The organism is Chromatiales bacterium 21-64-14 (assembly GCA_002255365.1).
GTDB lineage: Bacteria > Pseudomonadota > Gammaproteobacteria > 21-64-14 > 21-64-14 > 21-64-14.
This window is the reverse complement of sequence record NCBI01000010.1, coordinates 1-23340: the sequence shown is the minus strand read 5'-3', so window position 1 is coordinate 23340 and position 23340 is coordinate 1. Positions and strand designations below refer to the sequence as shown.

General features: G+C 64.3%; 19 protein-coding genes. 2 read left to right on the top strand and 17 right to left on the bottom strand.

Features of this window, described 5'->3' with window-relative positions:
- Positions 1–59 precede the first annotated feature (59 nt).
- The 11 genes from B7Z66_06960 to B7Z66_06910 all read right to left on the bottom strand — a co-directional run bounded on the left by B7Z66_06960 (position 60) and on the right by B7Z66_06910 (position 15378).
- Positions 60–1466: a glutamate synthase small subunit gene (locus B7Z66_06960; protein OYV76813.1), complete on the bottom strand. Its 1407-nt coding sequence runs from the start codon at positions 1464–1466 to the stop codon at positions 60–62.
- Positions 1467–1539: 73 nt separating this feature from the next.
- Entirely contained in the window at positions 1540–6006 is a 4467-nt protein-coding gene (locus B7Z66_06955; protein OYV76812.1) for a glutamate synthase large subunit, read from the bottom strand.
- 359 nt (positions 6007–6365) lie between these two features.
- Entirely contained in the window at positions 6366–8171 is a 1806-nt protein-coding gene (locus B7Z66_06950) for a hypothetical protein (GenBank protein OYV76811.1), read from the bottom strand.
- A gap of 82 nt (positions 8172–8253) precedes the next feature.
- On the bottom strand, positions 8254–8505 hold the full coding sequence (locus B7Z66_06945) for a hypothetical protein (GenBank protein OYV76810.1): 252 nt from the start codon (positions 8503–8505) through the stop codon (positions 8254–8256).
- Positions 8506–8532: 27 nt separating this feature from the next.
- Entirely contained in the window at positions 8533–9624 is a 1092-nt protein-coding gene (locus B7Z66_06940) for a 3-dehydroquinate synthase (protein ID OYV76859.1), read from the bottom strand.
- A 32-nt stretch (positions 9625–9656) separates the two neighbouring features.
- Entirely contained in the window at positions 9657–10220 is a 564-nt protein-coding gene (locus B7Z66_06935; GenBank protein ID OYV76858.1) for a shikimate kinase I, read from the bottom strand.
- 97 nt (positions 10221–10317) lie between these two features.
- Entirely contained in the window at positions 10318–12450 is a 2133-nt protein-coding gene (locus B7Z66_06930; protein ID OYV76809.1) for a pilus assembly protein PilQ, read from the bottom strand.
- A 106-nt stretch (positions 12451–12556) separates the two neighbouring features.
- The gene (locus tag B7Z66_06925) at positions 12557–13120 is read right to left on the bottom strand and encodes a hypothetical protein (GenBank protein OYV76808.1); all 564 of its coding nucleotides are present in this window, start codon (positions 13118–13120) and stop codon (positions 12557–12559) included.
- Positions 13117–13716, bottom strand: a complete 600-nt coding sequence (locus B7Z66_06920) for a pilus assembly protein PilO (protein ID OYV76807.1) — start codon at positions 13714–13716, stop codon at positions 13117–13119. The genes B7Z66_06925 and B7Z66_06920 overlap by 4 nt, the downstream gene beginning before the upstream one ends.
- Entirely contained in the window at positions 13713–14315 is a 603-nt protein-coding gene (locus B7Z66_06915) for a hypothetical protein (protein OYV76806.1), read from the bottom strand. The genes B7Z66_06920 and B7Z66_06915 overlap by 4 nt, the downstream gene beginning before the upstream one ends.
- A gap of 1 nt (position 14316) precedes the next feature.
- The gene (locus B7Z66_06910) at positions 14317–15378 is read right to left on the bottom strand and encodes a pilus assembly protein PilM (protein ID OYV76805.1); all 1062 of its coding nucleotides are present in this window, start codon (positions 15376–15378) and stop codon (positions 14317–14319) included.
- A gap of 194 nt (positions 15379–15572) precedes the next feature.
- On the opposite strand from B7Z66_06910, the gene B7Z66_06905 reads away from it, so the two are divergent.
- On the top strand, positions 15573–18113 hold the full coding sequence (locus B7Z66_06905; GenBank protein OYV76857.1) for a peptidase: 2541 nt from the start codon (positions 15573–15575) through the stop codon (positions 18111–18113).
- 96 nt (positions 18114–18209) lie between these two features.
- The gene (locus tag B7Z66_06900; GenBank protein ID OYV76804.1) at positions 18210–18818 is read left to right on the top strand and encodes a hypothetical protein; all 609 of its coding nucleotides are present in this window, start codon (positions 18210–18212) and stop codon (positions 18816–18818) included.
- A 66-nt stretch (positions 18819–18884) separates the two neighbouring features.
- Here the strand turns inward: B7Z66_06900 and B7Z66_06895 are convergent, their stop codons facing one another.
- The 6 genes from B7Z66_06895 to B7Z66_06870 form a co-directional block, all read right to left on the bottom strand.
- The gene (locus tag B7Z66_06895) at positions 18885–19829 is read right to left on the bottom strand and encodes a malate dehydrogenase (protein ID OYV76803.1); all 945 of its coding nucleotides are present in this window, start codon (positions 19827–19829) and stop codon (positions 18885–18887) included.
- Positions 19830–19883: 54 nt separating this feature from the next.
- Positions 19884–21146, bottom strand: a complete 1263-nt coding sequence (locus B7Z66_06890) for a malate dehydrogenase (protein OYV76802.1) — start codon at positions 21144–21146, stop codon at positions 19884–19886.
- A gap of 71 nt (positions 21147–21217) precedes the next feature.
- On the bottom strand, positions 21218–21478 hold the full coding sequence (locus tag B7Z66_06885) for a hypothetical protein (protein ID OYV76801.1): 261 nt from the start codon (positions 21476–21478) through the stop codon (positions 21218–21220).
- Positions 21475–22299: a hypothetical protein gene (locus B7Z66_06880; GenBank protein OYV76800.1), complete on the bottom strand. Its 825-nt coding sequence runs from the start codon at positions 22297–22299 to the stop codon at positions 21475–21477. The genes B7Z66_06885 and B7Z66_06880 overlap by 4 nt, the downstream gene beginning before the upstream one ends.
- Before the next feature lie 5 nt (positions 22300–22304).
- Positions 22305–22514: a 50S ribosomal protein L31 gene (locus tag B7Z66_06875; GenBank protein ID OYV76799.1), complete on the bottom strand. Its 210-nt coding sequence runs from the start codon at positions 22512–22514 to the stop codon at positions 22305–22307.
- A 126-nt stretch (positions 22515–22640) separates the two neighbouring features.
- Complete coding sequence (locus B7Z66_06870) at positions 22641–23093, bottom strand: hypothetical protein (protein OYV76798.1); 453 nt, start codon at positions 23091–23093, stop codon at positions 22641–22643.
- Positions 23094–23340 lie beyond the last annotated feature (247 nt).

Sequence of the window (23340 nt, the reverse complement as noted above, 5' to 3'; positions counted from 1 at the left end):
GGCGCGTCAAGACAAGATTCGGACACGACGGCGTGCTGCCGCCGCGATTTCAACGCAGGCTACACACCCAGGTAATCGACGATACCGTCCGCCGCCTGACGGCCCTCCCAGACGGCGGTCACCACCAAGTCCGAGCCACGCACCATGTCGCCGCCCGCGAATACCTTGGAATGGCTGGTCTGGTAGCGATATAGCCCGTCCACGCCTACCTGCACCCGTCCGGCGGCATCCAGGCCGATTCCGAAGTCGGTAAACCAGGGCGGTGGACTCGGGCGGAAGCCGAAGGCGATAACCACCCGGTCGGCGGGGATCACCTCCTCGGATCCGGGCACGGGTTCCGGACGGCGCCGGCCGCGCTCGTCCGGCTCACCCAGGCGGGTGGTGACGGTCTTCACGCCCTCCACCCGTGTGTCGCCTATCACCTCGATAGGCTGGCGGTTGAACAGGAACCGCACCCCTTCCTCCCGGGCATTGGCCACCTCACGCCGCGAACCCGGCATGTTTTCTTCGTCCCGGCGGTAGACACAACTCACGCTCTTGGCACCCTGTCGAACAGCAGTGCGGTTGCAATCCATGGCGGTGTCGCCACCACCCAGTACCACGACCCGCTGTCGTGCCATGTCAATAAAACCGGAGGCAGAGGGCTCCAGCTTCAGCACCCGGTTGGCATTGGCGATCAGATACGGGAGGGCCTCGAAGACGCCCGGGAGGTCCTCGCCGGGGAACCCGCCCTTCATGGAGGTGTAGGTGCCCATCCCCAGGAACACTGCGTCGTATTCATCAAGCAGCCGCTGGAACGGAATGTCATGGCCGATCTCCGTGTCAAGCACGAACTCGACGCCCATCTCTTCCAGCACCCGGCGCCGGACCCGGATCACCTCCTTCTCCAGCTTGAACGGGGGGATCCCGAAAGTCAGCAGGCCACCAATCTCCGGGTAGCGGTCGAACACCACCGGCTTGACCCCGTTGCGCACCAGCACGTCGGCGCAACCGATGCCCGCGGGCCCCGCGCCCACCACCGCCACGCGCTTTCCAGTGTCGCGAACTCCCGATAGATCCGGACGCCAGCCCTGGCGCAGGGCCTCATCGGTGATGTATTTCTCCACCGCTCCGATGGTCACCGCGCCGAATCCGTCGTTGAGCGTGCAGGCCCCCTCGCAAAGCCGATCCTGCGGGCACACCCGCCCGCACACCTCGGGCAGGGAATTGGTCCGGTGGCACTGTTCGGCGGCCTCGAACAGGTTGCCCTCCTGGATCAGCTTGAGCCAGTTCGGAATATAGTTGTGTACCGGGCATTTCCATTCGCAATAGGGATTGCCACAGGCCAAGCAGCGTCCCGCCTGCCCGGCCGCCGATGCGGGGTCGAACTGGCCGTAGATCTCCTGCCAATCCCGGATACGGACTTCCACCGAGGTCTTCTTCGGCATGCCGCGCGGAAGGTCGAGGAACTGGAGGAGGTTAGCCATTCTCGATCAAGACCCACAGGTTAGTGCGTGAGCGCCATGCACCACGGTGCCCGCCGGAACGCTGCGGCGGCCCCTATGCCGCACGTTGCAGGGTATCCAGGATGGTCGCCAGATCCACGGCCTTAGGTTTTACGAGCCAGAATCGGCCCACGAAATCCGAGAACTCGTCCAGAATTCTGCGTCCCCATGCACTGCCGGTCTCGGCGACGAATTCCCTGATCAGCGCACGCAGGTAGTTGCGGTGGGCCTCCATATTCTCGGTATCGATACGGTGGATGTCTACCAACTCATGGTTGTAGCGGTCCACGAAAACGTTTTGGAGATCCAATGTAAAGGCGATCCCGCCCGTCATGCCGGCACCAAAGTTGAGGCCGCAGGCCCCGAGCACCGCAACCACGCCGCCCGTCATGTATTCGCAAGCGTGGTCACCGACACCCTCCACCACGGTGATCGCGCCGGAATTGCGCACCGCGAAGCGCTCGCCCGCAAGGCCCGCGGCGAACAACCGGCCTCCCGTAGCACCGTATAAACAAGTGTTCCCCACGATCACGTTTTCCTGGCTCGCGAGGTCGCAGTCCCGGGGCGGGTAGATCACGATCTTGCCCCCGGCCATGCCCTTGCCCACGTAGTCGTTGGCATCGCCCTCCAAATAGAGGTGCAGGCCGCCGGCGTTCCATACTCCGAAGCTCTGGCCCGCGGTACCGGTCAGGCGCAACGTAATCGGGGCCTCGTCCATGCCCAGATTGCCGTGGCGCTGCGCGATCTCGCCCGACAGACGCGCCCCGATGGAGCGGTTGTCGTTCCGCAACCGGTAGTGGAACTCCCCACCGCGCTTATGTTCGATGGCGTCCCGGGTATCCAGTACCATCTGCTCGGCCAACTCGCCCTTATCGAAAGGCTCGTTGCGGGCCACCTGACAGAATTGGGGCTTATCCGGAGCGACGCCATAGTCGGAAAGGATTGGGTCGAGATCCAGGCGCCGCTGCTTGTCGGTCTGCCGCGGCAAGGCGACCAACAAATCCGTTCGTCCTATGAGATCGGTGAGTCGGCGCACGCCGAGCCGCGCCATCCATTCGCGGGTTTCGCGGGCAACGAACCGGAAATAGTTCATTACCATCTCGACCTTGCCGTGGAAGTGGTTCATCCGCAGCACGTTGTTCTGCGTCGCCACACCGGTCGCGCAGTTGTTGAGATGGCAGATGCGCAAGTATTTGCACCCCATGGCGATCATGGGCGCCGTACCGAAGCCGAAGCTTTCCGCCCCGAGGATCGCAGCCTTGACCACGTCGAGTCCGGTCTTGAGTCCGCCGTCGGTTTGCACCCGCACCCTGCCGCGCAGGTCGTTGGCACGCAAGGTCTGGTGCGTTTCGGTGAGGCCGAGTTCCCAAGGGGTGCCTGCGTATTTCACCGAGGCCAGAGGACTTGCGCCGGTGCCACCGTCATAACCCGCAATGGTGATCAGGTCAGCGTAGGCCTTGGCAACCCCCGCCGCTACGGTTCCGACTCCGGCCTCGGAGACCAGCTTGACCGACACCAAAGCCTGGGGGTTGACCTGTTTCAGATCGAAAATCAGCTGCGCCAGATCCTCAATGGAATAGATATCGTGATGCGGCGGGGGCGAGATGAGCGCGATGCCGGGTTTCGCATAGCGCAGACGCGCGATAGTCGCGTCGACCTTGTGCGCGGGGAGTTGACCACCTTCGCCGGGTTTTGCCCCCTGTGCGATCTTGATCTGCAACACCTCGGCATTGACCAGATACTCCGGCGTCAGGCCGAAACGCCCGGAGGCCACTTGTTTGATTTTGGAGGTCTTGTTGGTCCGGTAACGTTTCGGGTCTTCACCACCCTCGCCGGAGTTGGAACGCCCACCGAGACGGTTCATGGCCTCGGCCAGCGTCTCGTGGGCCTCCGGGGACAAGGCCCCCAGGGACATGCCGGCGCTGTCGAAGCGCTTGACGATCTCCTCGATCGCCTCGACCTCATCAACAGGCACCGGGTCGGTATCCTCCCGCAGCGCGAACAGATCCCTCAGCACCGTGACCGGACGCTCGTTGACCAACGCAGCGTAGTCCTGATAATCGCGGAATTCGCCGCTGCGCACCGCACGATGCAGGGCCTGCACAACATCCGGGTTGTAGGCGTGATATTCGCCGCCATAGATGAATTTAAGCAGGCCGCCCTGATCAAGGGCCTTGCGCGGATTCCATGCGTGCTCGGCAAGCTGCGCTTGATCCCGTTCCAGGTCCTCGAAGTTCGCGCCGCTGATCCGGCTGACGGTACCCATGAAACACAGGTCCACCACCTCGTCGTGGAGCCCGACGATCTCGAACAATTGCGCCCCACGGTAACTAGTGATCGTGGAGATTCCCATCTTCGAGATGATCTTGTAGAGGCCCTTGTTGATGCCCTTGCGGTAGGCGCGGCCGAGAGCGGACGGATCATGGGCGCGCAACTCGCCGCTGCGCACCATGTCATAAAGGCACTCGTAGGCGAGATAGGGATACACCGCCGTGGCACCGTAGCCGATCAGACACGCGAAATGGTGGGGGTCACGGGCAGTGGCCGTTTCCACCACCAGATTGGCATCGCAGCGCAACCCTTCCCGTATCAGCCGGTGATGCACCGCGCCGGTAGCGAGCAGGGCGTGGATGGGGAGTTTGCCGGGACCGATATCGCGGTCCGACAGCACCAGCAGCACCTGGCCGCCGCGCACTGCGGCCACGGCCTGCTCGCACAGGGCCTCGATCGCACCGCGCAGCCCCAGAGCGCGGGGGTAGTTCAGCTCGATACGGGCATGGGAGTACTCAGGATCGTCCTGGGCCAACAACTGGCGGAATTTGTCCTCGGACAGGACCGGCGAATCTACGAGCAGCCGCTTCGCGTGCTCCGGCGTCTCTTCAAACAGGTTCTGTTCCCGCCCGAAGCAGGTCTCCAGGGCCATCACGATCTGTTCGCGCAATGGATCGATGGGCGGGTTGGTGACCTGCGCGAACTGCTGGCGCAGATAGTCAAACAGCGAACGGGCCTGGCGGGACAAGGCCGGCAACGGCGTGTCATCCCCCATGGAGCCCACCGCTTCCTGGCCGGCTTCCGCGAGCACACGGATAACCTGATCCCGTTCCTCGAAGCTGACCTGGAACAGCTTCTGCCACGAGTCCAGGGCGCGCTCGTCCAGCGGCGCGCTAGTAAGAACCTCGGCCTCCAGGGTGGATTCGATGCGTCGGGCATGCTGCCTGAGCCACTGTTTATACGGCTTGCCGCCCTTGAGCCGCGCATCGATGTCCCGCGGCAGCAGCAATTCACCGGAGTCGGTATCCGCGGCGATCATCTGGCCGGGCATCAAGCGGCCCTTGTGCACCACGTCAGCTGGCGCATAGTCATAGACTCCGATCTCGGAGGCCAAGGTAATATGCCGGTCGCGGGTTACCACATAGCGCGCCGGGCGCAGGCCATTGCGGTCCATGCTGCAGGCGGCATAGCGCCCGTCAGTCAGTACGATGCCGGCGGGACCATCCCAGGGCTCCATGTGCATGGAATGATATTCGTAGAACGCCCGCAGATCCGGATCCATAGTCTCCACATTCTGCCATGCCGGCGGGATCAGCAGACGCATGGCGCGGAACAGGTCCATGCCACCTGCGAGCAGCACCTCCAGCATGTTGTCCAGGCTGCAGGAATCCGAACCCGATTCGGACACCCACGGGCGCAACGCGTCCATGTCGGGGATCAGCGGCGTCTCGAACTTGGAGGCACGTGCCACGGACCAGTTGCGGTTGCCGCGGATGGTGTTGATCTCGCCGTTGTGCGCAAGATAGCGGAACGGCTGCGCCAAGCGCCACTGAGGCCAAGTGTTGGTGGAGAAGCGCTGATGGAATACACACAGAGATGAAGTCAGACGCGGGTCCCGCAATTCCGGATAGAACACCGGCAGGTTCTCGGGCAGGACCAGACCCTTATAGGAGATCACCCGCGCGGAGAGACTCGGTACATAGAAAACCGGATCCTCAGACTCCCGTGCCTTCTCCGCGCGCCGCCGGGCAATGAAGAGCTGACGCTCCAGGACCGCTTCGTCCAGCCCCGGCGCCGCATTCACGAACACCTGCTCCACCCGCGGCAAGGTCTTCAGGGCCTCGGCGCCGCAGGCCGCGGGATCCGTGGGTACTGGCCGCCAGCCGGAGACGTCCAGCCCCTGGGCTGCCAGTTCGTCGCCCAGTCGGCGGCGCGCCGCCTGGGCGACGCCGGCCTCGGGGTGGAGGAACACGACCCCCACCGCGTAGCGCTCGGACAAGCTGAGGCCAGCCTCGGTGGCCACCGCGCGCAGAAACGCCGTGGGCAACCGCATCAACAGGCCGCAACCGTCCCCGCTTTTGCCGTCCGCCGCCACGGCACCACGGTGGGTAAGCCGCGCCAGGGAACCAATGGCGGTCTGCACCAGCCAGTGGCTGGGCTTCCCATCCATCTGCGCAATCAGGCCGAAGCCGCAGTTGTCCTTCTCAAAGGACGGCCGGTACAGCCCGGAGAGGGGGGGATGGGTGCTCACGGCTGCAGTCTCACGCCTCCAGATCCAAACAGGTTCAACCCCCGGACGCCGGCACCCACCGTCACTGTGGGCCGACCGGGACGTTCCGTATTCCCCGAAGCCTGGCCACAACCAAACCGCCACGCGGAACGCTCACCGCAGGCAAAAGGGTATGGGAGTATAGCGCCGGGGATGGGCCCATTCAACGAAACACGGTGGGATTCAACCCGTGTTTTCATAGGATTCTCGGCGCTTGTAACCACCCTGCCAGGCGGCGTTTACGGTGCCGGGGGCGCTTCTATAGGGAGCGCGCGCAACCCCCCGGCCAACCCACCCAAAATCTCATGGGTACCGGCACTCCGTGAAGGGAAAGCACGGAACTAGTGGTTGGGGTTGGGGTTGGGGTTGGGGTTGGGGTTGGGGCGGGCCCCGGCGATGGCGATGGCGGCCTGCACCGACGCCATACGTCTCACCCAGGGGTGATCGCGACGCACGGCCTTCGGCAGGTCCTGAGCAGCGTGGAGCGCCGCGTGCCGGGACGAAAAGGTGCCGTACACCAGGGCGTAGGCCTCCCCTTTCGGGATCCGGGTCTTGAAGTAGGCGACGTCGGCACGCCAGCGATGGCGGTGGACGAACCGGCGCAGGGCGGCCTCCTGACCCAGGACGATGATCTGTACGGTGTAGTGGTCGGGGGCTTGGTTCAACAACCACGCCGCATCCCGAATCAGAATCGGCGCGGTGTGATCGGACCTGGGGGATAGCGTCCCACGGGCCTGCGCGGTGGACGTCGGAGGAATCACCTTCGCCTTAAACGCTGGCCCCGGCGGCACCGTTTTCTGGGTCGATGGTGAGGGTGTCGCGGTGCTGGGCGCCGCCGCGGTGACTACCCCGTGGTCCCCCACGCTATCGGGCGCGCGGGAGACGGGGGTCTTTGGCGGCGCGCTCGGCGGTGCCGTGTCGTGTCCCCGGTCGCCGGATGTGCCTACCGGGGGAATGGAGAAGGCCACGGAGGAAACGGCCTTGGGGGTGGCGGGCGATCGCGGTGATCCAGCCGCCGCCTTCGTAGCAGACGACCCCTGGGGCGCCTTGGCCATGAGGGGCAGCGATGGGGGTGCCGATGGGGGTGCCACCCCAGCGGCCTGGGCCAGGGGCGACACGGCGGGCCGAGAAGCCGCGGCCAACCGTCGTGGGGGGCCTTCTTCGGTACGGCGCAGCGCCACCGGTGGCCGCCCAGCACCTGGGGCTTCCAGGGCGGGCTCCGAAAGCCAGCGCCCCAGCGGTTTCTGCAACAGGATCAACCCCACCGCAAGGACCATGGCAAGCCCGGCGAAGGCGATCCCAGGCCCCAACCGGAGAAACGTCGGGCCACGGTGACGGGCCGGGTCTCCCGCCGCGGCCGGGCAGGACGCCAACAGGATCTGATGGGCCTGTTGGTTGATCCGGCCCGGCATTCCGCCGGCACGTCGTTGTATCTGCTTGACCTGCTTAGACGTGAAGGGACTGTCTCCGGAAAGACCCGCCGCCAGGAGGCGGTGCATGAGATAAGCCTCGGTCTGCTCCTGGCTGAACACAGGAAGGTCCTCCCCGTGTACCGCCTTGCACGCCTCCGGCGCGAGATCCAGTCCCGCCAGGACCTCTTGGATCCCCGGCTCAGCGAACAGCACCACCCGCGCCGGCGGACGTTCCCCGCCATGTGGGGTCACGAGATCCGCGAGCGCCGCCAACACCGCGCCGCACAGCCGGTGGGCATCATCCACCAGCACCACCGGAAGCAACCCCTGACCGCGCATCCGGATCAGGGTGTCCCGGAGCACGGCGCCGTCCCCGGGGCTGGCCGGGTCCTGGAATGCCTGCGCGAGTCGGCACAACAGGTCGTCCGGGGACCGTGCGGAGTCGCCGTCGATCCAGCACAGGCGCCAACTCTCGTCCGCCCGCGTCCGCAGTTGCTGCAACAGCGTGGTCTTGCCCCCACCTTCCGGGGCACGTACCACGATCAGGAAGTCGGTGGACTGGACCAGGTGACGAAGCAGATTGAGCCGTTGCAGCAGCGCCGGGTCCTTGTAGAAGAACTCCGGGCCGTCCTCGGCACCGAACGGAGCGCGGCGCAACCCCAGCACCGCCAGATAGGTTGGATCGATGGATGCAGCGCCTGCCGTCTGCACAGACCCCATGCCCGCTGCCCTCATGGACGAGTAGCCTCCGGCTTTGCGCTCAGCATAGCAGAGCCGACCCCGTGATGCCCCAGCGGGGACGCTGCCGACCGGGGGATCAGACCGACGCCGTCCCTTCCATGAATACCACCCGATATCCGCGCCGCACCTGTTGATCCCGCACGGACAGCAGGGCCTGCTGGGCCTGCTCGCGGTTCGGGTAGTGCTCGCGCCGTACCCGCCCGGCGGCGCCCTGCACACCCCATTCGCGAATGACGTTCCAACCGTCCAACAGGTCCGGCTGCAACATCAGATGGTAGAACCGCGGCGGATGATCATCGACGGCGGGCACCTGGAGATAGATCCGCATCGGGGCCGCCCGTCACGGAAATCGCGCCTAAGCGCGATCCGTCGACACCGGCCCGGCGAGTACCGCGTCGAGTTCCAGCCCGTCGAAGCGTTCGGTGACCACCGCACGACCGATGGCCTTCAACAGCACCAGACGCAGTTGCCCATCGCGCACCTTTTTGTCTACGGCCATTAGCTCACGGAACCGCGGCGCATCGAATTCCGGCGGCGGCGCCGTGGGTAGCTGGGCACGCTGCAGCAAGACCTTGATCCGTTCCACCGCCTGGGTGGACAGCCAACCCTGGCGCGCCGAGAGCTGCGCTGCCATGCACATCCCGGCAGCGACCGCTTCGCCATGGAGCCAAGTCCCATAACCGGTGCCGGTCTCGATGGCGTGGCCGAAGGTATGGCCCAAGTTGAGCAACGCCCGCTGTCCGCCCTCCCGTTCGTCCGCCACCACCACCTGTGCCTTGTCGCGGCACGAACGTTCCACCGCGAAGGCAAGCGCCTCCGCGTTGCGACCCAGCAAGTCCTCCATGTGGATCTCCAACCACTCGAAGAACTCACGGTCCTGAACCAAGCCGTATTTGATCACCTCCGCGATCCCCGCCCGAAACTGCCGATCGTCCAGGGTCCCCAAGGTATCGGTATCCGCCACCACGCAGCGCGGCTGGTGGAATGCCCCGATCATGTTCTTACCCAGTGGGTGGTTCACGCCGGTTTTACCCCCCACCGAGGAATCCACCTGGGCCAGCAACGTGGTCGGCACCTGAATGAAATGCACGCCGCGCTGGTAGCAGGCGGCGGCGAAACCCGTGATGTCCCCCACTACGCCACCGCCCAGCGCCACCAGCGTGGTCTGACGGTCATGGCGGCGTTCCAACAGGGCATCGAAGATCCGGTTCAAGACCTCCAAGGTCTTGTACTGCTCCCCGTCCGGAAGCACGACTGCGTCGTTCTCGAACGCCGCCAGTGCCGCCTGGAGCCGCGCCAGATAAAGGGGCGCGACGGTTTCATTGGTCACCACCAGGACCCGCCGACCCGGGATGTGCCGCGCGAACCCCTCCGCGCGGTCCAATAGGCCACTACCGATGTAGATCGGGTAGCTGCGGGTGCCCAGGTCGACGTTGAGGGTTCTCACGGCCACTATTCTACGGGTTCGAAACGCGGAAATCAGGCTTTGGGGCGGACCGTACGCGGCCGCCGGGGTGGCACGCAGGACTCCAGGCCGAGACGCTGGAGAATATCGCCAGCCACCGCCCGCACGGTACGCCCGTCGGTATCCACCGTCAGCTCCGCGACCGCTTGGTACAAGGGCTCGCGCACCGCCATGAGTTCCTCGAGACGCAAGCGCCGGTCGCGGGTGTGCAGCAGCGGCCGGTGACGGTCCCGGGCAGTGCGCTTGAGCTGCTGAGCCACTGAGGCGTGCAGATAGATCACCCGTCCCCGGCGCGTCAGGTGGTCGCGATTGAGGGGGTCCAGCACGGCACCACCGCCAGTGGCGACCACTACCCCCTGCAACCCGGTGAGTTCTTCCAATACCGCCCGTTCCCGGATACGGAATCCCGCCTCGCCTTCCAGATCAAAGATCAGCGGGATATCCGCACCGCTGCGGGTCTCGATCTCCCGGTCCACATCATGGAAGGTCCATCCCAGGGCCCGGGCCAGTTGGCGCCCGATGGTGGTTTTACCCGCGCCCATCGGGCCTACCAAAAACAGATTGGCCAGTTTGTTCATACCGGCCAGATATGCCAGAAACCCCGCGCCGCCGCAAGCCGGGCCCAAAATGAAGAAGGCCCGTTTCCGGGCCTTCTTCCCCAACAAGCGCGCGCCGCTATTGCCCGGCGCCGGCACTGTCCAAGCGCATCTGATCCACCCGCAGGGTATCCTTCATGATCTTGGGCGTGACGAAGATCAGAAGTTCGGAACGGTCGTTGACCTTCTGGGTATTACGGAACAGAAAACCGATTCCCGGAATATCCCCCAGCACCGGCACCGTATCTTTCTCGTTGGTGTCGGTATGCTGGTAGATACCGCCCAGCACCACCGTCTCGCCGTTGTCCACCAGCACCTGGGTCTGCACGTTGCTGGTATCGATACTGGGGACACCGAAGAAGACCTGCCCGACGCTGTCCTTATTCACCAGCAGATCCATGATGATCCGGTCGTCCGGTGTGATGTGCGGGGTGACCTTCAGGCTCAACACCGCCTTTTTGAACTGCACCGAGGTGGCGCCACTGGAAGTGGCCTGTTGATAGGGGATCTCCACGCCCTGCTCGATGGTAGCCGTCATGTCGTTGGCGGTAATCACCCGCGGGCTGGAGACGATCTCACCCTTGTTCTCGGCCTGCATCGCGGAGAGCTGAAGCTGCAGCAGGTGGCTGCCAATGCGCCCGATGGCGATCCCCAGGGCCGCGGTGGGATTGGCCACCGGCAGGGTGGAGATCAACCCTTCGTTGCCGCTGCCGGCGGGTGCCTGGAACCCTGTAGTCCCCCCCGGGAACGTCGTGGTGCCAGCCTGGGTGCCGCCCACCGTATAGAAATTGCCATTGTTTCCGTAGGTGGTGGAACGGCTGAACCCGAACTGGGATCCCAGATCCCGGCTCCAGTTGTTGTTCGCTATCACGACCCGCGAGTCGATCAACACCTGGCGGACCGGGATGTCCAGGGTCTGCACCAGCTTGCGGATTTTATCCAGGTTACTGGGGGTATCCTGCACCAGCAGCGTGTTGGTGCGCGCGTCCACGGTCACGCTGCCGCGCGAGGACAGGAATCCGCTGTTGTCCTGGCCACCCTGCTTGGATTGCAGGAGCTTGGCGATATCCTGGGCCTTGGCGTAGTTGACCTGGATGAATTCCGCCTTGAGCGGCTCCAACTTCTGCATCTGCTTCTGGGCCTCGGCCTCGAGCTTCTCCCGTGCGGCCATCTCGTCGCTGGGCGCCACCATGATGACGTTGCCGCTGCGGCGCATGGCCAGGCCCTTGGTCTGGAGAATGATGGCCAGGGCCTGATCCCACGGCACGTTCTTCAGGTGCAAGGTAATACTGCCCTTCACGCTGTCGCTCACAACGATATTGGTGTTGGTGAAGTCCGCGATGAGCTGCAACACCGCCCGCGTCTGAATATCCTGGAAGTCGAGCGAAAGCCGCTGTCCGGTGTACTTGAATTTCTCCTTTGCGGCGGCCTCCTTCTGAGCCGCGGTGACCGGCTTGACCTCGATGGTCAGCTTGTCGCCGGCCTGATAGGCCATGTCCTCGTACTCACCATGGGGGGTGATCGCCAACCGCACGCCGTTGCCCTGGGCGTAGGTATCCACGGTGGTCACCGGGGTCGCGAAGTCCGTGACATCCAGCCGCTGCTCCAAACGCTCGGGCAGGCTCGCATTCATGAAGTCCACAAGGATCGCCTTGCCTTCCTCATGCAGGTTCCAGGAAATTGAAGGGTTGGAGAGATCAACGGTAATCAGGGCTTGGCCCGCGTCTCCGCGCCGGAAATCGACGCCGGTGATACCGGCTCCGGTCGCGGCACCCGCCGTCTCCGCCCCCGCCTGCATGGCGGCGGGCGCCTGAGCCGGTGCGCTGGCGAGCGTAATAACGATTTTTTTCCCTTCGACGCGCGTCGCGTAGGGCACCAACTGCACCAAGTTCAACACCACACGGGTACGCCCGTCGGCCTGGGCGGTCGCGATGCTGCGCGCCACGCCCACCCCGATGGCCTGACTCTTTTGGGACAATTGGTTCGTAGTATCCGCCAGATCCAGCGCGATGCGTGCCGGATGGTCCGTGGTGAACCCGACCGGCTCCGCGGCGGGCTGCGCCAGGGTGAGAACCACCTGCACCCGGTCCCCGGGCAGCGCGGAGAAACTGACGTTCTCCAGCGCGTTGGCGGCGTACACCGGCTCCGCGTACGCCCATCCGGCGGCGAGGGCCGCGATCAACAATAGCAGCAGGTGCCAGGCCCGGCTCATAGACACCCGGAAACGTCCCTCCGGGGTCCGAGCGGCCGTCACCCACTCATCCGTAGCGTGGGCTGTCTGTGGCAACATCATTTTTTAGCGCTCCCCATGGGATTTCCTACTTCAGTGCCAGGGAGGCATCGCGTTTCATCCAGCCTCCCATTCCGTCGGGTACGATCTCGACCAATGCCACCCTGCTTTCCGTGATCTTTACCACCTTGCCGTAGTTCTGGCCCATGTGGTTACCATCCTGGACCCGGAAGATAGTCCCATCGGGCGCTCGTACCAGGGCCCAGGTGTGACCGCCCCTCTCAATGGTTCCGACCATGCGCAGGGTATCCAGCGAATAGGCCTCCAGCGGTTCCCGCGGGCGCGTGGTATCCGGGCGAATCTTGCTCGTGCTGGTCACCGGTGCCTTCACACCACCAGCCAGGCGCGCGGGAGAGAACGGGTCCTTCAACTGGGAAGCGTCGTAGGTAAAGGTTTTGTAGGGCCGGACCTCGGGCAGCGGCGCAATCCGCCCGCCGGGACGCGCTTCCACCTGCTTCACGTACTGGTGCAGATCGGCCATCCGGTCACCGCCACAGCCGCCGAGCAGCGTGACGGCGAGGAGGGCCGGAAGCATGGTCAGCCAGCGCGTGCGGCAAGCTGTATTCCGGGGCAAGCGGGCGCGGGCAATCATTTTCCGCCCTCCCCTTCCTCAAGATAGCGGTAGGTCTTGGCCGTGAGATCCATGATCAGCTTGCCGGACTTGTTCTCCGGCTTGATGGAAATGTTGTGCAAGGTCACGATCCGGGACAACGCGGCGACACCGCTCACAAATTTCCCGAATTCATGGTATTGCCCGGTGACCTCGATGCGGATCGGCAGCTCGGCGTAGAAATCCTTACGGATTTCCGGTTCCGGTTTGAACAGGCGGAATTCCAGGCCGCTCGCCAGCCCGGTCTGGGAGATATCCACCAGGAGATCGGCCACCTCGGTCTTGCTCGGCAACTGACGCAACATGGCGCCGAACGATTTACGCATCTCCACCAGCTGCTTCTCGTAGGCCTCCAGGTTCGCGGCCTTCCTCTGCTTCGACTCGAAGACCTGCTTGAGGGAGACCTCCTGCTGACGTGCTTGCTGCAGACCCTCCCACTGGTGACTCAAGTCAAACCAATAGCCGGCAAACAGCACCACCACGCTCAACAGACCGATAAATACACCCTTGACCGGCCACGGCCAGCTGCCGGCGTTGTGGAAATCCAGGTCCAATTCCTTGAAATCGGAAAGGTTCACTTGCGACCCCTCCGGTGCTTGCGCTTGGTTGCCCGGGGATGTTCTTCATCCACCTTGGGCACGACTTGACTCACCTGCAAGGTAAAGTCGCTGTCACGCTCCAGACCCGCGACCGGCTTGGTGTGGATCACCTCGAGGCGCGGATTGGTCAACCACTTGGATGCGGCCAGATTGCGCATATACGCCGACACCCGGGAATTGGACTGGGCCACCCCCTTGAATGTGAGGTTGGTGCCCTGCTGGGTGATACTCGTCACATATACGCCGTCAGGCAGCGTCGTGGCGATTTCGTTGAACAGATGAACGATCTCCGGACGGCTGTGCTGCAAACGCTGGATGATATCCATGCGTGCCAGCAACTTCTTCTTCGTGGACTCGAGGTCCTGGATCTTGTGGATCCGCTTGTCGAGTTCCGCCGTCTGCTGCTGCAGATATTCGTTCCGGTTGTTTTGGTAACCGATCATGCCGCTGATGCGCATTTGGATCAGTAGCACCACGAGGCCCGCCAGGACCGCGGCGCCCACCAGGGCGATGATAAATTCCCGCTGGCGCTCTTTGCGGAGCTCGTCGCGCCACGGCAGCAGGTTGATCCGCGCCATCTCAGTCAAAACTCCTGAGGGCCAAGCCACAGGCGATCATCAGGGCCGGAGCGTCGTTGCTCAGGGCCTGGGGATTGACCCGGGAGGCCAAGGTCATGTTGGCGAAGGGGTTGGCGACGGTAGTGCTCGTCCCCACCCGTTCCTCGATCAGTTCTTCCACACCGGGGATCGAGGCGCTGCCACCGGCCAGCACGATGTGGTCCACATGGTCGTACTGGCTGGAGGAGAAGAAGAACTGGAGTGAACGGCTTACCTGCTGGGCCATGGCTTCCTTGAAAGGCTCCAGCACCTCCGGAACGTAGTTGTCCGGGAGGCCGCCCTGCTTCTTTGCCTGTCCGGCCTCATCGTAGGAGAGCCCGTAGCGGCGCATGATTTCTTCAGTCAGTTGCTTGCCACCGAACACCTGTTCACGGGTGTATATCACCTTGCGGCTGCGCAACACGTTCAGGGTCGTCATGGTGGCACCGATATCGACCACCGCGATGGTCTTGTCCATGCCGCCATCGAGCATCTGTTCGCCGATCAGGGAAAATGCGTTCTCCATGGCGAACCCCTCGACATCCACCACCTTCGCCAGCAGGCCCGCTACCTCCAGGGCCGCGACCCGGGTCTCCACGTTCTCGCTGCGCGAGGCAGCGAGCAGGATATCCACCATCTGGGGATTCTTCTCGTTCGGCCCCAGGTCTTCGAAATCCAGGTTGATTTCTTCCAGTGGATAGGGGATGTACTGATCAGCCTCCATTTGCACCCGGCTCTCCTGTTCCTCCGGTGTGAGCCCGGCTTCGAGCTGGACGACCTTGGTGATGACCGCCGAGCCGGCAACGGCCACGGCGACATTCTTGAGACGGGTGCGGGATTTCTCCACCGCGCGGCGCAGCGAGTCACCCACCGCATCCACGTCCGCGATGCTTTTTTCCACCACGGCATTCTGGGACAGCGGGACCACGGCGTAGCTCTCGACCCGGTAGCGGTTCCCATCCCGCCCCAGCTCTAGCAGCTTCACAGCCGTGCTGCTGATATCAATCCCCAGTAACGGGGGTACATTCCTTTTGAGCCCCAGCACGAGCTTTTTATATCCTTTTTAGGGCGTTAGCTTGCATGGCAAGCCTCGCGTTTCGAATTACATACCAGCGATAAGCCGGTGTCAACCCAATCCTTAACGGCACAAGTACTATCCGGTTTAGGAGATTTTTGGGTATCCTAAGCTTCGCGTCCATGAAGCCCATCACAGCTTCCACCCACTTGGCCCCGCCCTCGATGAAGTCCCTGTTCAAGACGTTGCGGATCTTTATCGGCATCCTCTTCGGCGGCTTTACAGCAAGCATCGTGCTTCTGTTCGCCGCCTACCTGTACCTGGAACCACAGTTGCCATCGGTGCAAAGCCTGAAAGATATCCGCCTGCAGGTCCCCCTGCGGGTCTACAGCCGCGCGGGGTCTCTGGTTGCCGAATACGGCGAGAAGCGCCGCTCTCCCGTCAAATACGCGGACCTGCCGCCCCAGGTCATACACGCCTTCCTGGCCGCCGAGGACGACCGCTTCTTTCAACATCCCGGGGTGGACTACCAGGGGATCTTGCGCGCCGCCTTCGAACTGATCCGTACCGGGCAGAAACGCCAGGGAGGCAGCACCATCACGATGCAGTTGGCGCGCAACTTCTTCCTCAGCCGGGAAAAGACCTATACCCGCAAACTCAAAGAGATCTTCCTGGCCCTCAAGATCAACCGGGAACTCACCAAGCAGGAGGTCCTGGACCTGTACCTCAACAAGATCTATCTGGGCAACCGGGCCTACGGGGTCGGTGCCGCCGCTCAGACCTATTACGGCAAAGACCTCGGTCACTTGAACTTGGCGCAAATCGCCATGATCGCGGGACTGCCCAAAGCACCGTCCCGGGACAACCCCATCGCCGACCCGCGCCGCGCTCTGGTCCGGCGCAACTATGTGCTGGGGCGGATGCATGCCTTGGGCTACATCGATGACCAGAACTACGCCGCGGCGGTCAAACAGCCGGTAACCGCCAGCCTGCACGCCCTCAGTATCGGCGTCGAGGCGCCTTACGTCGCCGAACTGGTGCGCGCAGATATGGTCGAGCGTTATGGGGCGGACGCCTATACCGCGGGCTACCGGGTCTACACGACCCTGGACGACGGTTTGCAGCAAGCCGCGAACCGTTCCCTGCGGGACGACCTGCTCGCCTACGACCGGCGCCATGGTTATCGCGGCGCAGTCCGCCGGATCGATCCCGCATCGCTGCCCGACCCCAAGGCCCTGGACGCTGCGCTCGGCAACGTTCCGGCGGTCAGCGGGCTGGAACCTGCCGTGGTCCGCTCGGTCCATGACCACGCCGCGGAACTCTACCTGGGCGGCGGACACTCGGGAGCGCTGGACTGGTCCGGACTGTCCTGGGCGCGCCGGTACATCGGTGTCGACCAGTTGGGTCCCGTGCCGGAGCAGGCATCCGACATCCTGGCGCCGGGGGACGTGGTCTACGTCGCACATCAGGCTGACGGCAGTCTGATCCTGGCCGAGCCACCCGCGGTACAGGGCGCCCTGGTGTCCCTGGACCCCCGGAACGGCGCGGTGCAGGCCCTGGCAGGCGGCTTTGACTACTACCAGAGCAATTTCAACCGGGTGGTACAGGCGCAGCGTCAGCCCGGCTCCAGCTTCAAGCCCTTCATCTACTCCGCGGCACTCCACAAGGGCTTTACCGCCGCAACCCTGATCAACGACGCGCCTCTGGTATTCAACGATCCGGCCCTGGAAAACATGTGGCGTCCGGAAAACTACAGCGGGCGATTCCACGGCCCGACCCGCCTGCGGGAGGGACTGGTGCACTCGTTGAACCTAGTCTCCATCCGCGTGTTGCGGGCGATTGGGGTCGACTATGCCATCGACTACGTGAAGCGCTTCGGCTTCGCAGCGGACCGGTTGCCGCACAACCTCTCCCTGGCCCTGGGCAGCGCCAGCGTGACGCCGATGGAAATGGCACGCGGGTACGCGGTGTTCGCCAACGGTGGCTACCGCGTCGACCCGTACTACATCCAGCGAGTGGTGGGTGCCAACGATCAAGTCGTATTCCAGGCGCAGCCTCTGGTGGCATGCCAGACGGACTGCAACGGCCAAACACCCGCCGCACGGACGGTCGGAACCACCGCCATCACCAGCGGCGACGGCGCCGCTGGGGCGGCCGTGCCAGCGGCGCCGCTGGTTGCGCCCCCCGTCTCTGCCGTGCAACCCCCGGCGCCGGCATCCGACCTACCAAGCGCACCGCCCGCGGCACCGGCGCAGGTCCGGATCGCACCTCAGGCGATCTCCGCCCAGAACGACTACATCATGGTATCCATGATGCAGGACGTCATCCGGCGCGGTACCGGCAAGCGGGCGCGGGTCCTCAAGCGCAACGACATCGCGGGCAAGACCGGCACCACCAACGATCAGCGCGACGCCTGGTTCTGCGGATTCAACCCGGATCTGGTAACCATCGCCTGGGTCGGATTCGACCAGCCTGCGCCCCTCGGGCACGGTGAGACCGGTGCGCGTGCCGCACTGCCGATGTGGATCGAGTTCATGGGCACTGCGCTGGCCAAGGTCCCGGACCGGCCCATTGCGCAGCCCCCGGGCATCGTCACGGTACGCATCGACGCGCAAACCGGAGTGCCGACCGCCCCGGATAATCCGGATGCCATGTTCGAGATCTTTCGTTCCCGGTACGCCCCCGGGCAGCAGCCGGGTCGCCAGCGCCCGGAGTGGCGGGGTGGGCCACCGGGCAGCGGCCGGTTGCCGGAACAACTCTTCTGAAGCGCACTAGCCGACCCCGCGCCGCCTGCACGACGCGTTGCGGGGTCCACGTCCGCTGCCACGGCGGACGCAGCGGATCGAAGCTGGGATAAGGGGATGACGGCGCGGGGCTCCAACAAAGACCAGCAGATGCGCCAACGCATCGCCGTGGAGGCGGCGCGCATCATGGCCGAGCAGGGGGTGCGGGACTTCCTGGCGGCGAAGCGCAAGGCAGCCGAACGGCTGGGGGCACCAGACACCCGTCATCTGCCCCGCAATCTGGAAATCGAACGGGAACTCGCCACCTACCAACGGCTGTTCCAGTCCACCACTCAACCACAGCGCCTGCGTGAACTGCGGCAGACCGCCCGCGAAGCCATGGAGTTCTTCTCACGCTTCAACTCGCGCCTAGTGGGTTCGGTGTTGAACGGTACCGCCGGCGAACATTCCGACGTCAACCTGCACCTGTTCGCTGACACCCCGGAGGATGTGGTGCTGTTCATGCTTCAGGAAAACATCCCGTTCGAACGGTGCGAACACCGGCTGCGGATCGCCCGTGACAACACCGCCACGTTCCCCGCATTCCGGTTCGTGGCTGGGGACACCGTCATCGACCTTACCGTGTTTCCGGTGAACGGCATCCGGCAGGCACCGTGCAGCCCGGTGGACGGCAAGCCGATGCGCCGCGCCGATCTGGATACCGTGGCGCGGATGCTGGAAGAATAGAGCGAACCGGGTTCGGTGCACCTCCGCCGCAACGCCCACGCGGCGAACAGCAGCGGAAAATCCAGACTAGTTCGCGCCGGACGCAGCACTCTTCAGGCGCTGGATGTCACCACGCACCGATTCAGCAGAGCGCGTGAATGACTGCTGCTCGTGCTCCGTGAGCGGCAGGCCGATCACTTGGCCGATACCGCCGCGGCCCACCACGCAGGGCACCCCCATGGCCACGTCCCGCAAACCGTATTCACCGTCCAGCAGGGCGACGCAGGGCAGCACCCGTTTGCGGTCGTACACCACCGCGTCGACCATGGCGGCAATAGCCGCTGCTGGGGAATCGTTGGCGCTGCTGGTCTTCTTCAGGGCTAGGATCTCGGCGCCGCCATGACGGGTGCGCTCCATGATCCGCTCAATGGCATCGGGGTGCAGGAAATGGGCGATGGGGATGCCGTGGATGGTGGAGTAACGCGGCATGGGCACCATGCTGTCGCCGTGACCGCCCAGCACCATGGCCGTGACGTCCATCACTGAGATCCCGGTCTCCCGCGCGATGAAGTGCGCCATGCGCGCCGCATCCAAGACACCGGACAGACCGAATACGCGGCGGCGGTCCCAGCCACTGTGGCGCCAAGCTTCGTAGGTCATGACGTCCACCGGATTGCTGACAACCAGGATCATTGCCTGGGGCGCGAGGCGCAAGACGTGATCCACGGTTCCGCGCACGATAGCTGCGTTGGTGTCCAGCAGGTCCGAACGGGACATGCCCGGCTTGCGCGGCAAGCCGGCGGTGATCACGACCAGTTGGGAGCCGGTGATGGCCTCGGCGCCGCTGCTGCCACTCACCCGGGTATCGAAGCCGAACAGCGGCGCGGTCTCCTGGATGTCGAGGGCCACGCCCTCGGCGATGCCCTCCCGGATGTCCAGCAACACCAGTTCCCGGCACATCTCCTGTTGGGCCAGGATCTGGGCGGTGGACTCCCCCACCCGCCCGGCGCCGACGACGGTAATCTTGTCCACGCTCCGTCCTCCCGGTTCCTTATGGCTTGTCAACGGAATCCGCGCCGACAGGTCCTAACCCGCCGCCTCCAGCCGCGGATAATGCGCTGGATAGGCCACCCGTGCCACTCCCGCCTGTACCGCGGCCCACGCCACCGCCGGCGCCACATGATGGATCAGGCGCGGATCGACCGGCTTCGGAAGGATATACTCGGGCCCATATGCCAGTCGCTCCAGCCCATAGGCCTCCAACACGCTCTTGGGAACCGGCTCCCGCGCCAACTCCCGGAGCGCATGCACCGCCGCCACCTGCATGCCCTGGGTGACGCCGCGCGCACGCACGTCGAGCGCGCCGCGCATAATGTAGGGGAAACCAAGGACATTGTTCACCTGGTTTGGATAGTCGCTGCGTCCGGTGGCCATAATGAGATCGTCCCGCACCCGGTGGGCATCCTCCGGATGGATCTCCGGATCCGGGTTGGCAAGCGCGAACACGATCGGCCGCGGCGCCATAACCGCCACCATCGCGGGACTCACCAAGCCGGCCCCGGACACGCCGACGAATACGTCCGCCCCCTCCAGGGCCTCGGCCAGGGTGCGGCGGTCGGTGTCCGCGGCCAGCGCCCATTTGTGGGGATTGAGGTCCTCGCGCCCCAAGTGCAGGACCCCCTGGCGATCAACCATAAGGATGTGATCCTTCTTCGCGCCCATGGCGATGAGCAGGCGCATCGAGGCGATCCCCGCCGCCCCGGCACCCAGGCACACGATGCGCGCCGTCTCCATCGTCTTGTCCTGCAGCTCCAGGGCGTTCAGCAGGCCCGCGGCGACGATGATGGCGGTCCCGTGCTGATCGTCGTGGAACACCGGGATGTCCAACTGCTCGATCAAGGCCTGCTCAATCTCGAAGCACTGCGGTGCCGCGATATCCTCCAGGTTGATGCCTCCGAAGGTGGGTGCGATCCGAACCACCGTATCAATGAACGCCTGCGGCGTGTCCGCGTCCACTTCGATATCGAAGACATCCAGGTCCGCAAACACCTTGAACAGCACTGCTTTGCCCTCCATGACCGGCTTGGCGGCCAACGGCCCCACCTTGCCGAGCCCGAGCACCGCGCTGCCGTTGGTGATCACCGCCACCAAATTGCCCTTGGCGGTATAGCGGTACGCGTTCTCCGGGTCCTCAACGATGGCACGCACCGGCGCGGCCACACCCGGCGTGTAGGCCAGACGCAGGTCGTTGCGCGTGGCACAGGGCTTGGTAACCGCCACGCTGATCTTCCCGGGACGCGGCTCCGCGTGATAACGCAGCGCCTCGGCCTTCAGGGTCTCCTCATTCATCGGCACACCTACCTTGACGAGTGGACAGAACCGCACGCCGGCAGCAGACCGGGTCACGGGGATCATGACGCCTATTCGACAACCTTGACCCGCTGACCTGGGCACGGTTCCCCGTCCGGATAAAACCCGTTGAGCAGCCGCAGCTGTTGCACCGCAGAGCGGGAGATGGGCGAATTAACGGCGAAGTCCGCCATGCGCAGCCCGGCCCGGGCACGGATGATACGCAGTTTCAGTGGGCGGGCAAGGGCCTGCCCCGCGTCGGTCAACTCGTGGAAATTGCACGCCGTATCCGGGGACACCCCGTCGTAGCGGCCGCTCCTCCCCGAACTCACCTCAGGACCTCCAAGGCCTCCGGGTGGCGGACCGCCATAAACCAGCCCGACCGATCCCCGAACGAGCGATGCAGCCAGCCCTGAGCCAACACCCGCTGCCCCTTCAGAGCCGGCAGATCATGGCCCACGAAGTAGATCAGATCCCCGCGCGGGATGCGCAGCACCACCGGGCCGTCCAACTGCAACCAGATCCCGCGCCGGCCCCCACGGACCGCCGTCACCCGGCCGGTGAGCAGGTGAAAACCGTCCGCGTCCCGGGGCAGGCGGGCCGCGGCGACAGGTTGGTACGCGGGCAGCGCCCAGAGGCCCCGCCGGGCATGCTGCGCCACCGCCTGTGCATCGTGGTAACAGGTCAAGTGCCAGAGGTTGGGAGGCACCACCAGGGCGGTGCCCAGACCGGCATCCAACAGCCGGCGCTCCACGGAACTACCGTCATTCAGGAACGCGTGGGCCAAGAGCCGATGATAGCGATCCTGACGATCTTGATCGAAACGCAACCGCAACTGGTAGCGGTGGCGTTGCAACAGGGCGCGCAACTGGTCCCGGGCGGCCTCCGCCAACGGCTGCGGACCCCCATGGTCCGGATGCAGCTCCGGGGTATCGATCCCGATCAGCCGCAAATGGCGTCCATCCGCCAGACGCACGGTGTCCCCATCGTAGACGTAGGTGACCCGTACCTGCGCATCCACCCGGTCCGCACCGCACCGGCCCGCGGCACGGGGCGCCAGGGACGGGATCAGCAACAGGACCAGCGCCAGCCCGCACCAAACAAAAAGGGCGCCTCCGCGGGGCGCCCTTCGGCTGTCAGTTCCGGCAGACATCCGGCTCAGGGGTTCTTGATCCCATACTTACGCCGGAATTTATCCACCCGTCCGGCAGTGTCCATGAGCTTCTGCTTGCCGGTATAGAACGGATGGCATTGGGAACATATCTCGATGTGCAAGTCCTTGCCCGCAGTGGAACGAGTGGCGAAGCGATTGCCGCAGCTGCAGGTAACGGTGACCTCGCGATACGAGGGATGGATATCGGGTTTCATGGACAGACCTCGGAAAACAGCTGATTTCGAAATCACCACCCCGCCATCTTACAACCCGATGCGAGGCACACTCGGAAAAGGGGTAAAATGCTACGCGAAACTCACACGGCCCACAAGCCCGACCGATCAGGCTTGGTCCCGGCGTGGGAACGGCAGCACGGTCGCGACCCGACGCGGCGCTGTGGTACGCGGCGCCGATCCGGCGGCGAAATCGCCAAGGCTGCGCAGCGTCTCCAGCAGGCCGCCGTCCCGCAACACTGCGTCCCACATCATCCGCTGGATACGTTCGCAAGCCACTACTGGATTATGGGTACAGCGGCGCACTTGGTCGATCTGCCATTGGAGACCCCGTAGACGCGGTTGGCGCTCCCGGGGTGCGCGGCGGATGATGGCATCCACGGCAGCCACCCGCTCCGTTTCGAAGGCCTGCGGGTCGGTACGTGCGAGGTATGCCCACCGCTCGAAGTCAAAGGGCTGGGACACAAGCCGGGCCATTTCACTCCTCCTGTCCGGCGGGTCGCCGGGTACTGAATTTTTCTCCGGCCAGCATACCACATCCTCGTACCTGGTTCCTGTCATGCCCCTGCCGTAATGTCGTTAATCTCCCTTGGAAACATACAGCTACAAGGGCTAGGGCGCGGAACGCCAAACTTCTGGCGACGCGGGTAACCCATTGTCCGCGTGGGATTTCATTCCTTATCCACAAAAGCTGTGGATAACGCTGTGGAAGGAATGGGGTCAAACCTGCCAACGCCCGATGGTATCTGGGACTTTTACAAAACGATTACAAAATAGGCTTCTAATATTTAACTTTAAAAACAATTAT

Excerpts from the sequence above, each read along its gene's own strand:
- B7Z66_06960 (OYV76813.1), bottom strand. The coding sequence starts at position 1,466 with ATGGCTAACCTCCTCCAGTTCCTCGACCTTCCGCGCGGCATGCCGAAG.
- B7Z66_06950 (OYV76811.1), bottom strand. The coding sequence starts at position 8,171 with ATGAGGGCAGCGGGCATGGGGTCTGTGCAGACGGCAGGCGCTGCATCC.
- B7Z66_06945 (OYV76810.1), bottom strand. The coding sequence starts at position 8,505 with ATGCGGATCTATCTCCAGGTGCCCGCCGTCGATGATCATCCGCCGCGG.
- B7Z66_06935 (OYV76858.1), bottom strand. The coding sequence starts at position 10,220 with ATGAACAAACTGGCCAATCTGTTTTTGGTAGGCCCGATGGGCGCGGGT.
- B7Z66_06930 (OYV76809.1), bottom strand. The coding sequence starts at position 12,450 with ATGAGCCGGGCCTGGCACCTGCTGCTATTGTTGATCGCGGCCCTCGCC.
- B7Z66_06925 (OYV76808.1), bottom strand. The coding sequence starts at position 13,120 with ATGATTGCCCGCGCCCGCTTGCCCCGGAATACAGCTTGCCGCACGCGC.
- B7Z66_06915 (OYV76806.1), bottom strand. The coding sequence starts at position 14,315 with ATGGCGCGGATCAACCTGCTGCCGTGGCGCGACGAGCTCCGCAAAGAG.
- B7Z66_06905 (OYV76857.1), top strand. The coding sequence starts at position 15,573 with ATGAAGTCCCTGTTCAAGACGTTGCGGATCTTTATCGGCATCCTCTTC.
- B7Z66_06900 (OYV76804.1), top strand. The coding sequence starts at position 18,210 with ATGACGGCGCGGGGCTCCAACAAAGACCAGCAGATGCGCCAACGCATC.
- B7Z66_06890 (OYV76802.1), bottom strand. The coding sequence starts at position 21,146 with ATGAATGAGGAGACCCTGAAGGCCGAGGCGCTGCGTTATCACGCGGAG.
- B7Z66_06880 (OYV76800.1), bottom strand. The coding sequence starts at position 22,299 with ATGTCTGCCGGAACTGACAGCCGAAGGGCGCCCCGCGGAGGCGCCCTT.
- B7Z66_06875 (OYV76799.1), bottom strand. The coding sequence starts at position 22,514 with ATGAAACCCGATATCCATCCCTCGTATCGCGAGGTCACCGTTACCTGC.
- B7Z66_06870 (OYV76798.1), bottom strand. The coding sequence starts at position 23,093 with ATGACAGGAACCAGGTACGAGGATGTGGTATGCTGGCCGGAGAAAAAT.